This is a genomic window from Xanthomonas citri pv. citri, from assembly GCF_000961215.1.
In the GTDB taxonomy this organism is placed as follows: Bacteria; Pseudomonadota; Gammaproteobacteria; order Xanthomonadales; family Xanthomonadaceae; genus Xanthomonas; species Xanthomonas cissicola.
This window is the reverse complement of sequence record NZ_CP008998.1, coordinates 4,075,020-4,088,685: the sequence shown is the minus strand read 5'-3', so window position 1 is coordinate 4,088,685 and position 13,666 is coordinate 4,075,020. Positions and strand designations below refer to the sequence as shown.

9 protein-coding genes are annotated in these 13,666 nt (G+C 65.6%); 3 read left to right on the top strand and 6 right to left on the bottom strand.

The features are described from left to right. Complete coding sequence (locus AMD14_RS18010) at positions 1–546, bottom strand: nuclear transport factor 2 family protein (protein WP_005921661.1); 546 nt, start codon at positions 544–546, stop codon at positions 1–3. 16 nt (positions 547–562) lie between these two features. After that, on the bottom strand, positions 563–1,633 hold the full coding sequence (locus AMD14_RS18005) for an aldo/keto reductase (RefSeq protein WP_011052304.1): 1,071 nt from the start codon (positions 1,631–1,633) through the stop codon (positions 563–565). A 315-nt stretch (positions 1,634–1,948) separates the two neighbouring features. Between AMD14_RS18005 and AMD14_RS18000 the strand changes: the two genes are divergently transcribed. Then, positions 1,949–2,851 (top strand): LysR family transcriptional regulator, encoded by a 903-nt coding sequence (locus tag AMD14_RS18000; protein WP_011052303.1) that lies wholly within the window; start codon positions 1,949–1,951, stop codon positions 2,849–2,851. On the opposite strand, the gene AMD14_RS17995 is transcribed toward AMD14_RS18000, so the two are convergent. The 4 genes from AMD14_RS17995 to AMD14_RS17980 form a co-directional block, all read right to left on the bottom strand. Next, positions 2,843–3,610, bottom strand: a complete 768-nt coding sequence (locus AMD14_RS17995; RefSeq protein ID WP_033482323.1) for a substrate-binding domain-containing protein — start codon at positions 3,608–3,610, stop codon at positions 2,843–2,845. The genes AMD14_RS18000 and AMD14_RS17995 overlap by 9 nt on opposite strands. An 8-nt stretch (positions 3,611–3,618) precedes the next feature. Next, positions 3,619–4,968, bottom strand: a complete 1,350-nt coding sequence (gene tcuC, locus AMD14_RS17990; RefSeq protein ID WP_011052301.1) for an MFS transporter — start codon at positions 4,966–4,968, stop codon at positions 3,619–3,621. A 293-nt stretch (positions 4,969–5,261) separates the two neighbouring features. Beyond that, positions 5,262–7,907: a hybrid sensor histidine kinase/response regulator gene (locus AMD14_RS17985; RefSeq protein ID WP_015463583.1), complete on the bottom strand. Its 2,646-nt coding sequence runs from the start codon at positions 7,905–7,907 to the stop codon at positions 5,262–5,264. A gap of 385 nt (positions 7,908–8,292) precedes the next feature. Continuing rightward, positions 8,293–9,465: an OprO/OprP family phosphate-selective porin gene (locus tag AMD14_RS17980; RefSeq protein WP_003483386.1), complete on the bottom strand. Its 1,173-nt coding sequence runs from the start codon at positions 9,463–9,465 to the stop codon at positions 8,293–8,295. Between the two features lie 283 nt (positions 9,466–9,748). Between AMD14_RS17980 and AMD14_RS17975 the strand changes: the two genes are divergently transcribed. Beyond that, entirely contained in the window at positions 9,749–11,122 is a 1,374-nt protein-coding gene (locus AMD14_RS17975) for a dicarboxylate/amino acid:cation symporter (protein WP_003483384.1), read from the top strand. A gap of 196 nt (positions 11,123–11,318) precedes the next feature. Beyond that, positions 11,319–13,628: an NADP-dependent malic enzyme gene (locus AMD14_RS17970; RefSeq protein WP_003483381.1), complete on the top strand. Its 2,310-nt coding sequence runs from the start codon at positions 11,319–11,321 to the stop codon at positions 13,626–13,628. Positions 13,629–13,666 lie beyond the last annotated feature (38 nt).

Genomic DNA, 13,666 nt, shown 5'->3' with positions numbered 1-13,666 from the left:
TCATGGGCTGGCCCTGCGTTGCAGTTGGCGATGGCCGCGCTGCAGCACCGCGTCGTAGGCGGGCAGGTCGAGAAAGGCGTTGACCTCGACCGCCTTGCCATCGGCCATCCGCATGATCCATGCGTAGCGATTGCGATAGCTTCCGCCATCACGCAGCGTGGCCACGCCTTCCCACTGCACGATGACGTGCTCCCCATCGGCCCAGATGCGTTGCTGCACCGGCCGCAGCGGCGAGGCCAGACGCTCGCTCAGCGGGCGCACCGCGGCCTCGACCAACACCTCGCGACCACGCAAGGTGCCGGCGCTCGGGCCGGAGCCTTCGATGGTCCACACCACCTCGGGCGACAGCAGCGTCTCGAAGATGCCGCTACCCCCGTTTTGCCACTGCGCAAAGGCCGCTTCGACGATGCGCTTGTTGCAGGCGGGCACCGGTTGCTCTGCACAGGTGTCTGTGGATGCAGCGTCCTTGGATGTGGCGCCGGCGTTGCCTGCGAACGCTGCGGCGACGAGCAGCGCTGCCGCCGCGAGGGTGGAGGGTCGGGTCATGGCTGCTCCGTGGTGATCAGGTGCGCAGCTGCACGTGATGGCTGCCGTAGATCAACTGCTGCGCCATCGGCCTGCCGATGAAGCGTTCGGGGAAGATCGGCGGCACTGCGCTGACCGCGTCCAGGCGCGCGAGTTGCTCGTCGGCAAGCACGATCTCCAGCGCGCCGAAGTTGTCTTCGGCCTGCTGCAAGGTACGTGCGCCCATCACCGGCGACACGACGGCCGGGTTGCGCAAGGTCCAGGCCAGCGCCACCTGCGAGCGCGATGCGCCCAGTTCATCGGCGACCGCACCGACCACATCCGCAATCTCCAGCGAACGCGCATTGAGATGCCCTGTCGAGGCGATCACCCCCTTACGGCTGCTCGAGACCTCTGCCGCATTGTCGTCGGTCAGATCGGCGCGGCTGTATTTGCCGGTGAGGATGCCACCGCCCAGCGGCGACCACGGCAACACGCCCAGGCCGAGTTCGCGCGCCATTGGCAGCAGCTCATGTTCGACGCTGCGTTCGACCAGGCTGTACTCGATCTGCAACGCCACCAGCGGCGACCAGCCGCGCAGGTCGGCCAGGGTCTGCAGTTGCGCCACGCGCCAGGCCGGCGTATTGCAGATGCCCAGATAGAGCACCTTGCCCGATTGCACCAGATGCTCCAGCCCGCGCATCACTTCGTCCGGTGCGGTGGTGAAATCCCAGGCGTGCAGGTACAGCAGGTCGATCCGGTCGGTGGCAAGTTGGCGCAGGCTGGTTTCGACCGAGCGAATCAGGTTCAGGCGATGATTGCCGCCGGAATTGATGTTGTCCGCATCGCGTGCCATGGTGAATTTGGTGGCCAGCACGAAGCGTTCGCGTCGGTCCTTGATCAACTCGCCGAGGATGCGTTCGGAGCCGCCGTTGGTGTAGTTCACCGCGGTGTCGATGAAGTTGCCGCCGCGGTCGGCATAGGCGTCGAAGATGCGCTTGGCTTCGACTGCATCTGCGCCCCAGCCCCAGGCTTCGCCGAAGGTCATGGTGCCCAGCGACAATGGCGAGACGCGCAGGCCGGAGCGGCCGAGCAGGCGGTAGTGGTCCAGTGAGCGTGGCTGATGCATGCGTGATGTCTCCCGGGAGTGACGTGGTGCGTGTTGCCAGCCACTGTGCCGCGGCGCGGGGGTCGAGCGTGAGCCTGGTTATCCGGCATCCTTGCCTGATCGTCCGAATGGCCGATGCAGCGCCATCGCACAGGCAGTGTCTGGTGAGGCGTGGTGTCGCGTCGCGTCACGTCGAATTCGATGCAAGTGCTGGCTTTTGCCAATTCCAACGCAGGCAATGCATCCGAATGCAGCGACTTGTCGGCGTCAGACGCAGCACCGCAGGCAAGCGTCTATGCTATGGCGACCGCCATCGAACACTGAAGCTGCGGCACCGTGACCATCAAATTCGACCTCAACGATCTGCAGGCATTCCGTGCCGTCGCCGAGAACGGCAGCTTTCGCCGCGCTGCCGAACGCATCCGCATCACGCAGCCGGCGCTCAGCCGCAGGATCGACAAGCTCGAGTCGGCGTTGAACGTCAAGCTGTTCGAGCGCACCACGCGCAAGGTTGCGCTCACCACCGTCGGCCAGGCGTTCATGCCGCAGGTCGAGCGCATGCTCGACGATCTGGATATGGCGCTGATGAACATCGGCGATGCAGGGTCCAGCAGGATGGGCACGGTGACCGTGGCCTGCGTGCCGTCTGCGGCGTACTACTTCATGCCGCAGGCAATCCACGGGCTGCATCAGCTGTTTCCGAAGATCCGCATCCGGCTGTTCGACGGCAGCGCCAGTCATGTCAGTGCGGCAGTGGCCTCCGGCGAAGCGGATTTCGGGGTCAGCTTCAGCGGTAACCTGGCGCCGGAGGTGGAGTTCGAGCCGTTGTTGCAGGAGCGCTATGTGATTGCCTGCCGCCAGGACCATCCGCTGTCCGGGCGCGCACAGGTCAGCTGGCAGGAGGCCTACGGTTACGACTACATCACGTTGGACAAGACATCGGGCAACCGGCTGGTGCTGGATCGGGCGCTGGCTGCATTCACGCCGGACAAGCCCAGCATCTGCGAGACCCGCCATGTCACCACGTTGCTGGGGTTGGTGGAGGCCGGCGTCGGTATTGCCGCCGTGCCTTCCATTGCCATGCCCTCCGGCCCGCATCCGGTGCTGGCGGCGGTGCCGCTGGTCGAACCGGAGGTATCGCGCAACGTGGGACTTCTCAAACGTCGCGGACGCACGCTGACACCGACCGCGCTGGAACTGGCGGAACTGGTGCGACGGATGCCCGCACGTTCAAGGTGACACCGGATCCAGGCCGGTCGCGCGCGCAACCGCCTGCGCCTCGCCCGACTGCAGGTACGTAAGCAGGCGCCTGGCCGCTTCGGGGTGCTGCGCGTTGACCGGAACACCGGCGGCGTAGCGCGTGATCGACTGCAACGGTTCGGGGATCTTGCCGACAAACGCCACGCCTGCCACCGGAAGCAGCTCGGCCACCTGCTGAAAGCCGAGCTGATAGCTGCCATCGGCCACCACCGTGCCCACCGGGAGACGCGGAATCTTCTTGCTCTTGGCCATCATCGGGCCCTGGATCTGCAACTGCTTGAACAGCGTGGTCTCGATATAGACGCCGCTGGCGCTGTCCGAATAGGCCACCGAATCGGCGTGCAGCAGCGTCTGTTTGAAGTGCTCGACGCTGTCGATCTTGGGTTTGGGTGCACCGCTGCGCACCACCATGCCGATCCTGGAATCGGCCAGCTCCACCCGCGATGCCGGGTCGACCACGCCGGCGTCGACCAGCTTCTGCAGCGCGCTACCGACCATGATCACCACATCGGCATGCTCGCCGCGTGCGAGCCGGTTGGGAATGGCTTGTGGCGTTTCGCCCATGGAAGGGCCAAGCAGGGTGGTGACCTTCACCCCGGTCTGCTTGGTGTATCGCGGGGCCAGGCGATCGAAGGCGGCCGTGAAACCGCCGGAGGTCATCACGGTCAATTCCTGCGCGCCTGCCGCTGTCGACAGCAGAGCCGTTGCAACGATCGCACCCAGCCACTTTTTCCACATGGTCCGCATCATTTCGTCGCTCCTGCCGCGGTATCCAGGCCGGTCGCCGTCGCGGGATTGCTCTGGCGGCGATACAGAAACAGCGTGGCCCCCAGCGCGCACGCCGACGCGAAGACCAGCCAGTAGCCAGGCGCGGCCTTGTCGCCGGTGACATGGATCAGCCAGGTGGACATCACCGGCGTAAAGCCGCCAAACACCGCGGTCGCCAGGCTGTAGGCAAGCGAGAATCCGGCGACCCGCACATGCGCCGGCATGAGTTCGGTGAGCGCCGGAATCATGGCGCCGTTGTAGAGGCCGTAGATGAAGGACAGCCACAGCAGCGCCTGCAACATATGCGTAAAGCTCGGTGCGGCCGCGAGAAACGCAAGCACCGGATAGGCCGTTACCATGCATACCACCGCCATGCTCACCAGCAGCGGCTTGCGGCCGAAGCGGTCGCTGAGCGCGCCACCGATCGGCAACCAGATGAAATTGGAGACGCCTACCAACAGCGTGACGATCAACGCATCGCCGGTGCTGAGTTTGAGTACGCTCTTGCCGAAGGTGGGGGCGTAGACGGTGATCAGATAGAACGCGGTCGTCGTCAGCGCGACCATCAAGCCGCCGGCGATCACGATGCCGGCATTGTTCGCAAGCCCGCGCATCACTTGCTTCATCGTGACCGGCTGCCGGCGCTGGGCAAATTCTGCAGTCTCTTCCAGGCTTCGCCGCAGCAAGAAGATGAAAGGAATGATGACGCAGCCGATGCCGAACGGAATTCGCCAGCCCCACTGCGCCAGGTCCTGCGGCGCCATCAGCTGGTTGAGCGCATACCCGATTGCGGCCGCAGCGACGATGGCAAGCTGCTGGCTGGCCGATTGCCAACTGGCGTAGAAGCCGCGCCGACCGGGTGTGGCCATCTCGGCCAGATACACCGACACGCCGCCCATTTCGGCGCCGGCCGAAAAGCCCTGCAGCAGGCGGCCAAGCAGCACCAGGGCCGGTGCCCACAAGCCGATGCTGGCGTAGCCTGGCACCAGCACGATCAGCACCGTACCGCTGGCCATGATCGCCAAGGTGACGATCAAGCCCTTGCGGCGCCCGACATCGTCGATGTAGGCACCCAGGATCACCGCACCCAGCGGCCGCATCAGAAAGCCCGCGCCAAACACGGCGAAGGTCATCATCAGGGACGCGAATTCGTTGCTCGCAGGGAAGAAGGTCGCGGCGATCTGCGTTGCGTAAAAGCCGAACAGGAAGAAGTCGAACTGCTCGAGGAAGTTGCCCGAGGTCACCCTCAGCACCATCCCGAGTTTCGACTGGCGCGTTGCCTCACTGCTGGAACTCTGCATAAATCGCCCTCCACGATAGGTATGCATGGACGTATGACATCTGAGGCACTCGATTCTGGTCGAGATGGTCGACGTTGATAATTGCTGCTTTCTCATCGATTGATGCGCGTTGAACATCGGTCCGCGCGGCTGCAGTGCGCGACGCGCAGTGACCTCGCCACGACGCGCACGCCGCATTCGCCAACGGCGGCTGGCATGGCCGCCTGGCGTTAGGTCGATCCGTCTATGCCGTCGCCGCAGTGCTCTAGTGGCCTGCCGATGCGCCGATCGGATCGGTGCGTGCGCTGCCGGTGAGCACGCGAGAGGACGCTGGCAGCGCGCTACCCGCGCCGCATCAACATCTGCGTCACCAGCGCGCGCAGGGCAGGCGGGCGGACCGGCTTGGACAAAAATCCCCAGCCCAGATCCAGCGCATGCTCGCGCAGGACAGGGTCGGGTTCTGCGGTGACCAGGATCACCCGTGGCTCGCGTTGCCAACGTTCCACCAACTGCGACAGCAGCATGGGGCCATGGTACGCGCCCATGCGCACATCCAGCAGCAGCAATTCCGGCACCTCCTCGGCATTGGCAGCGCTCAATGCCTCATCCGGGCCGCCGGCGAAATCCACGCGGCATTCCCAGCGCTCCAGCAGCGTGCGGGTGGCCTCGCACACCAATGGCTCATCGTCCACGCACCACACCCGGCAGCCATGCAGGATGGGGTCGTTGCCGTGTTCGGCAGTGCTGGCCGGCGCTGGCGGTCGCCGCGCGATGGCGGTGCGATCGCCCAGCGGGACAGTCACCGAAAACACGCTGCCTGCGCCAAGGCTGGAACGCAGCCCGATGCGATGGCCGAGCAGACGGCCGATGCGCTCGACGATGGCCAGGCCCAGGCCTGCGCCGCGATCGTTGGCCACACCGTCGTCCAGGCGGCGGAATTCTTCGAAGATTTCGTGTTGCAGGGCTTCGGGAATGCCGGGGCCCTGGTCGTGCACTTCGATACGCAGCCAGCCGCCGCGGCGACGGCAGCCGATCAGCACGCGTCCGCGCGGCGTGTAGCGGATGGCGTTGGAGAGAAAGTTCTGCAGGATGCGGCGCAGCAGGTTTTCATCGCTCAACACCACCGCCGAGGTCGGCACCGATTCCAGCACCAGCCCGCGGTCTTCGGCCAGGATGCCGAAGTCGCGCGCCAGGGTGTCCAGCAAGGGCGCAAGCGCAAAGTCGCGCACCTGGGTCTTCAGGCTGCCGGCTTCCAGGCGCGAGATGTCGAGCAGGCTGTTGAGGATGGCGTCCTGCGCAGCCAGCGCACCGTCGATGTTGTCGACCACGCGCGCGCTGCCAGCCTCGCGTACTTGCCCACGCAACACCGAGACGAACATGCGTGCGGCGTTGAGCGGCTGCAGCAGGTCGTGCACCGCCGAGGCGACGAAGCGGGTCTTGTAGCGGTTGGCGCTTTCGGCTTCGCGCTTGGCCGCTGCCAGGTCGCGGGTGCGCTCGGCCACGCGGTGTTCCAGCGCGTCGGCCAGCGAGCGCAGTTCGCGTGCGGCGTTCTTGTAGCTGGTGATGTCGGCGTAACTGGTGACAAAGCCGCCATCGGGTAGCGGGTTGCCGCGGATTTCCAGCACGGTGCCGTCTTCTTTTTCGCTCTCGCGCATATGCGGCTTGCCGCTGCGCAAGTGGTTCAGGCGCCGCTCGATCGCCGCCTCGATCGGCCCTGGCCCCAGCAGGCCGCGGCGTGCATTGAACCGAAACAGGTCTTCGATCGGTCGGCCGATCTTGAGCAGTTCCGGCGGAAACCGGAACAGCTCCACATAGCGCGAATTCCACGCCACCAGATTGAGCGCCTCGTCGATCACCACCACGCCTTGCGGCAGATGTTCCAGGCTGCGGCTCAGGCCGGCATTGGCCTGCTGCGCGGCGGTGACCACGCCGTCCTGTGCGGTGCGCAGTTCTTCGGCGTGTTGCTGCAGCAAGGTTTCCAGTTCGTGCCGGCTGCGCTGGCGCAACGCCGACAGCCGCCGCCGTTGCTGTACGAACAACCACAGCAGGGCCAAGGCCAGCCACGCGCCGGCGGCGGCAATCGCCGCGGCGCGGCCGGCAGCGGCACTGGCGCGGGTGTCGTGCAGCAGATGCAGGCGCCAGCCGCTTTCGGGCACGTCCAGGGTCTGCCACAGCACCTGCGCGCCGAGCGGCGGGTCGCGAACGTCGGCCAGCACACCGCCGTACCCGGTCTGCTCGATCAGCCGGCGCCGCAGCGGCAGCAATTCCTGGTCGGCGTACTGGCGGGTGCTCTGCAGTTCGCGGCGATCGCGGTCGCTGAGCGGGGCCAGCACGCGGTAGCGCCATTCCGGCTGGCTGGCAAGAAACACCACCTCGTGCGCGTCCGACGCCAGCACGATATCCGGGGTCTGCAGCCACTCACGCTCCAGTGCAGCCAGGGCGATCTTGATCACCACCACGCCCTGCACCTGGCCGGCGCCATCGACAATGGCCTGCGACAGGAAATAGCCCGGCTCGCTGGTGGTCATGCCGATGCCGTAGAAGCTGCCGCTGCCGGTGGCCAGCGCCTGCTGGTAATACGGACGGAAGGCGTAATCCACGCCCACGTTGCTACGTGGCGCCCGCCAGTTGCTGGCGGCCAGTGCCACGCCGTCGTGGCTGATCAACGTCAGCGTGGACGACTGGGTGACATTGTTGGCGCGTTCGAGCTTGCGGTTGAGTGCATCCACCTGGGCCGGCGACAGCGGGCCGGACACGGCCGCGCGCAGTTCCGGGTCCAGCGCCAGAATCTGCGGCAACGTGCGATAGCGGTCCACGCGCTGCTGCAGCGCCTGCGCGTAGAGCCGCAGCTGGCGGCGCACGGTGGCGCTTTCATCGTGCAGCGCGCTCTGTTCGACGAAGTGCCCGGCCGCGACCATGGCCACCACCATCCCGCCCAGCACGATGAACAAGGTGAGCAGCAGGCGGCGGCGTTGCGATGCATACATGGCCGCAAGTATGGCGGTCTGTCGCCGGATCGCGCAGCCATCAGCCTGCAATGGCTGACAAAAACGGTTGCGCTCATCGCCAGATGGGCGCGGCCGGCAGACGGTGCCATCGCGTGTGCCACGCGTGACGACGGTTCCGGGCGCTCCGCCCGCATTTGCCCGGCGACCGCTCGCGGCATGTGTCAGCCGCTCTCATCGCACGCGGGGCAAGCGCCGAATACGACAACGGCCGCACCCGTGATGGATGCGGCCGTGTCGAATGCCTGTTGCGATGCGATGCGATGCGATGCGATGCCGACGGCGCGTCGTCTAACCGGCGCGTGGCCATGACGCGCGGCAGCGCGCCGGAGCGAATCGCCGGCGCGCTGCCCTTGCTCAGCGCGGCTTAGAACTGCACCTGCGCACGCAGTTCCATCACGTGCGGGGTTTCATGCACGCCATTGCGCGAGGAATCCACCCAGCTGTAGTTGGCCTGGAACTTGAAGTGGCTGGTGAGGTACCAGTTGGCGCCGATGGTGGTGTCGTGCTGGCGGCCGCCATGCACATTGTTGTCTTCCAGGTTGAGGCGGCTGTAGCGGGCGGTCAGCTCGACCGCGCCGTAGTCGTGCGACGGCTTGATGTTGCCCGGCACGCCGCCGGCATAGCTGCGCGATTCGCCTGTCAGCGTCCAGGTGCCGTAGACGTACTGGCCCTGGGCGATGAAGTGCGGCTGGTTCGCGTTGCGTGCCACTTCGGCGCGCAGGGCTTCGCTCTGCAGCGAGAACGGGCCATGGATCCAGACCGCTTCCAGGCCGGTGCGGATCACATGGTCCACATCGAGGATGGTGCCGGTGTCGATCAGGCGCACATCGGTCAGGCCGGCTTCCGGGCGCGCACGCAGGCGCACACGCGGGCTGAACGACACGCCGCGGCCGTCGCTGTAACCGCGCGGGTTTTCGATCGAACCGGCGATGCCCAGGTGCAGCACGTCGCCTTCGGCCTTCAACGGGGTCCATGCCGCGTGCACGGCCTGGGTGGTGCCCGGGTTGTCACCCTGCAGATCCTTGCCGCCGTAAGCGCCGGCCTGCAGCAGGTACTGCTGACGTTCCAGCGTCCATTCCGCGCCGGTACGGCGCCCCTGGAACACCGCCTGGATCGGCAGGCCCAGTTCCATGAAGCTGCCCGCACGCGAGCTCTGCACCGCTTCCAGGCCCACCGGCACCTTCATGTAGCCCAGGCGCACGCGGCCGTAATCCTGGCCGAACAGGGCCTTGGTCTCGAACCGGTAGAACACGTCCAGCCACAGCTTGGACTCGAAGTCGTAGTACACCATGGCGTCGTAGACGCCCTTCTTCTTGATGGTGGCGCCGAATTCCTTGCGGCGGAAATCGTTGCGGTCTTCCAGGCGGTCGTCGCCGGAGAAGTTGTTGTCGTCGTAGGCGTAGTTGCCGGTCAGGCCCAGCTCGGTGCCGTCACCGAAGGTGTACTTGGTCGGCCAGTTTTCGATCGAGGTGGCTGCATTGGCAGCGGCGGGGACGATGGCAGCAGCCAACGCCAGGACAAGCAGATTGAGGCGCATAGGTATGGTCTTCGGCAATGAGAAGGGGCCGGGCGTCCTGCCATGGCGGTCGCAATGAATGTCTTCAGCAAGCGCGCAGGATCCGGACGACGGCAGCACAGAAACCGTGTCTGCGTTAAACGGAATTAACGGCCGGCGGCGGCGCGGCTGAAGTGTAAGCCCACGTTCAGCCGCTGGACATGGGGTAGTACCAATGGGCTATCGGCCGGGGCTGTGACGTGCGGCCAGAATGCGTGCAACGGGTGCCTGCTCGGCACCCTCTCTCGTCTCTCGGAGTGGTGCCATGCACATCAGCAAGCCTGCCGGCCCCCTGCCGGCGTCCGTCCCCTTCTATCGCCAACTGTATTTTCAGGTGGTGGTGGCGATCGTCCTCGGTGCCCTGCTGGGCCATTTCGAGCCCGCCTTCGCCGAAAGCCTCAAGCCGCTGGGCGACGCCTTCATCAAGCTGGTGAAGATGATCATCGCGCCGGTGATCTTCCTGACCATCGTCACCGGCATCGCCGGCATGACCCATCTCAAGACGGTGGGCCGGGTGTTCGGCAAGGCGATGGCCTACTTCCTGTTCTTTTCCACGTTGGCCCTGGTGGTCGGTCTGGTCGTTGCCCACGTGGTGCAGCCCGGCGCCGGCATGAACATCAATCCGGCCGATCTGGACCAGAGTGCGGTCAAGAGCTATGTCGAGAAGTCGCATGACCTGACCCTGGTCGGCTTCCTGATGGACATCATCCCCAACTCGCTGATCGGCGCATTCACCGGCGATCAGGTCGTCAACGGCAAGCTGACCGGGCCGAACATCCTGCAGGTGCTGTTCGTGGCGGTGCTGTTCGGGGTGTCGCTGGCGTTGGTGGGAGAGCGCGGCAAGCCGGTGCTGAACCTGCTGGAAGCGCTGATCGCGCCGGTGTTCAAGCTGGTGCACATCCTGATGCGTGCCGCCCCGATCGGTGCCTTCGGCGCCATCGCCTTCACCATCGGCAAGTACGGCGTGGAGTCGCTGGTCAACCTGGCCTGGCTGGTGGGCTCGTTTTATCTGACATCCCTGTTGTTCGTGCTGGTGATTCTGGGGCTGGTGAGCCGGCTATGCGGGTTTTCGGTACTCAAGCTGATCCGCTACCTGAAGGCCGAGCTGCTGCTGGTGCTGGGCACGTCCTCGTCGGAGTCGGCGTTGCCGTCGCTGATGGAGAAGATGGAAAAGGCCGGTTGCGAGAAGTCGGTGGTGGGCCTGGTGGTGCCGACCGGGTACTCGTTCAATCTGGACGGCACCAACATCTACATGACGCTGGCGGCGCTGTTCATCGCCCAGGCCACCAATACCGAACTGACCCTGGGCCACCAGATCGCACTGCTGGCCGTGGCGATGCTCAGCTCCAAGGGCGCGGCCGGCGTCACCGGTGCCGGCTTCATCACCCTGGCCGCCACGCTGGCGGTGGTGCCCGAAGTGCCGGTGGCCGGCATGGCGCTGATTCTGGGCGTGGACCGTTTCATGAGCGAATGCCGCTCGCTGACCAACTTCATCGGCAACGCAGTGGCCACCGTGGTGGTCTCGCGCTGGGAAAACGCCCTGGACCGCGACCGGCTCAAGCTGGTGCTGGACGGCGGCGAACCACCGCTGCTGGCCCCGGTCGGCCAACCCGGCGTGGCACCTGCCAGCCTGCGTTGATGCTTCCTACGGCCCTGTCTTCCGTCGGTGTTAACGACGGGATGCAGGGCCGTTCTTGTTTGGCCGCCACGCCGGCTGCGCCGCCCGCCACGCCGCATCCGTGATTTCCCTGCCGCGCTGACAGCTGCGCGACAGGCCCTTGTTCAGGCAGGAGGGTAGAATTCAGCCTCCTGCGCCTTCGAGAACCACACCACCGATGTCCACCGACGACTTCAAACAGGCCGCCCTCGACTACCACCGCCAGCAGCCGGCCGGCAAGATCAAGGTCACCGCGACCAAGCCGATGCTGACCCAGCGCGATCTGTCGCTGGCGTATTCGCCGGGCGTGGCGTTCGCCTGCGAGGCCATCGTCGAAGATGCCACCCAGGCCAGCGAGCTCACCGCGCGCGGCAATCTGGTGGCGGTCATCACCAATGGCACGGCGGTGCTGGGCCTGGGCAACATCGGCCCGCTGGCCTCCAAGCCGGTGATGGAAGGCAAGGGCGTGTTGTTCCAGAAGTTCGCCGGCATCGACGTGTTCGATATCGAAATCAACGAGAACGACCCGGACAAGCTGGTGGACATCATCGCCAGCCTGGAGCCCACCTTCGGCGGCATCAACCTGGAAGACATCAAGGCGCCGGAATGCTTCATCGTCGAGCGCAAGCTGCGCGAGCGCATGAACATCCCGGTATTCCATGACGACCAGCACGGCACCGCGATCATCGTCGGCGCCGCCGTGCTCAACGCGCTGGTGGTGACCGGCAAGAAGATCGAAGAGGTCAAGCTGGCCACCACCGGCATGGGCGCGGCCGGCATTTCCTGCGTCAACATGCTGGTGTCGCTGGGCCTGAAGCCGGAGAACATCCTGGCGCTGGACCGCGATGGCGTGATCCACACCGGCCGCACCGATCTGGATCCGGACAAGCAGCGCTACGCCCGCGATACCGACAAGCGCACCCTGGCCGAAATCGTCGAAGGCGCGGATATTTTCCTCGGCCTGTCGGCCGCCGGCATCCTCAAGCCGGAGATGGTCGCCAGCATGGCGCGCCAGCCGGTGATCTTCGCGCTGGCCAACCCCAATCCGGAAATCACCCCGGAAGCGGCCAAGGCCGTGCGCCCGGATTGCATCATCGGCACCGGTCGGTCGGACTATCCGAACCAGATCAACAACGTGCTGTGCTTTCCTTACCTGTTCCGCGGCGCGTTGGACGTGGGCGCCACTGGCATCAACGAAGAAATGAAGATCGCCTGCGTCAAGGCGATCGCGGCAATGGCGCGGCGCGAGGCCTCCGACCTGGGCGCGGCCTATGGCGGCGAGACCCCGAGCTTCGGCCCCGAATATCTGATTCCGCGGCCGCTGGACCCGCGCCTGCTGGTGGAGCTGTCGTCTGCGGTTGCGCAGGCGGCCATGGATTCGGGCGTGGCCACGCGCCCGATCACCGACATGGAGGCCTACCGCGACAAGCTCGGCCAGTTCGTCTACCGCACCAGCCTGATGATGAAGCCGGTCTACGACCGCGCGCGTGCCGACAAGCAGCGCGTGGTGTATGCCGAGGGCGAAGAAGAAGTGGTGCTACGCGCGGTGCAGAACGTGGTCGACGAAGGCCTGGCCTTCCCGATCCTGATCGGCCGCCCGGACGTGATCGAAGCGCGTATCGAACGCATGGGCCTGCGCCTGACCGCCGGCGTGGATTTCGAAATCACCAACATCCTCGACGACCCTCGCTTCAACGATTACTGGCAGTACTACCACGCACTCACCGAGCGTCGTGGCGTGACCGTCACCGCGGCCAAGGAGCTGATGCGCTCGCGCCCGACCTTGATCGCGGCGGTGATGGTGGCGCGCGGCGAAGCCGACGCGATGCTGTCCGGCGTGGTCGGCCGCTTCCACAAGAAGCTCGGTTATGCGCGCAGCGTGATCCCGCTGGAACCGCGCGTGAGCTCCACCTCGGCGATGACCGGTGTGATCAACCAGCTTGGCGTGTTCTTCTTCCTGGATACCCATGTGCAGGAAGACCCCACCGTCGAGCAGGTGGTGGAAGCGACGTTGCAGGCGGCGTATCGCCTCAAGCTGTTCGGCATCGAGCCGAACATCGCCTTGTTGTCGCATTCCAACTTCGGCAGCCACGACTCGCGTGACGCGCTGAAGATGCGCCAGGTGCGCGAAGCGCTGCTCAAGCGCAAGCCCGAGCTCAACATCGACGGCGAAATGCAGGGCGACACCGCCTGGGACGAAGCGCTACGCAAGCAGATCATGCCCAACAGCACCTTGAAGGGTCGTGCCAACCTGTTCGTGTTGCCGAACCTGGAAGCGGCCAACATCGCCTATAACCTGGTGCGCGTGTTCACCGACGGCGTGGCGATCGGCCCGATCCTGATGGGTATCTCCAAGCCGGTGCATATCCTCACCACCAGCGCCACCTCGCGCCGGGTGATGAACATGACCGCCATCGCCGCGGTGGACGCACAGATCCGCAGACAGCGCGATGCGGAAAAAGCGGCCGCCGACAAGGGCAACGACTGAGGTCGCTGGTTGCCGGAAGCAGCCGATGACGGACGCGC

What these genes read in the sequence shown, in the direction of transcription:
- AMD14_RS17980 (WP_003483386.1), bottom strand. Translation starts at nt 9,465, where the DNA reads ATGCGCCTCAATCTGCTTGTCCTGGCGTTGGCTGCTGCCATCGTCCCC.
- AMD14_RS18005 (WP_011052304.1), bottom strand. Translation starts at nt 1,633, where the DNA reads ATGCATCAGCCACGCTCACTGGACCACTACCGCCTGCTCGGCCGCTCC.
- AMD14_RS17975 (WP_003483384.1), top strand. Translation starts at nt 9,749, where the DNA reads ATGCACATCAGCAAGCCTGCCGGCCCCCTGCCGGCGTCCGTCCCCTTC.
- AMD14_RS17985 (WP_015463583.1), bottom strand. Translation starts at nt 7,907, where the DNA reads ATGTATGCATCGCAACGCCGCCGCCTGCTGCTCACCTTGTTCATCGTG.
- AMD14_RS18010 (WP_005921661.1), bottom strand. Translation starts at nt 546, where the DNA reads ATGACCCGACCCTCCACCCTCGCGGCGGCAGCGCTGCTCGTCGCCGCA.
- AMD14_RS17970 (WP_003483381.1), top strand. Translation starts at nt 11,319, where the DNA reads ATGTCCACCGACGACTTCAAACAGGCCGCCCTCGACTACCACCGCCAG.
- tcuC (WP_011052301.1), bottom strand. Translation starts at nt 4,968, where the DNA reads ATGCATACCTATCGTGGAGGGCGATTTATGCAGAGTTCCAGCAGTGAG.
- AMD14_RS17995 (WP_033482323.1), bottom strand. Translation starts at nt 3,610, where the DNA reads ATGTGGAAAAAGTGGCTGGGTGCGATCGTTGCAACGGCTCTGCTGTCG.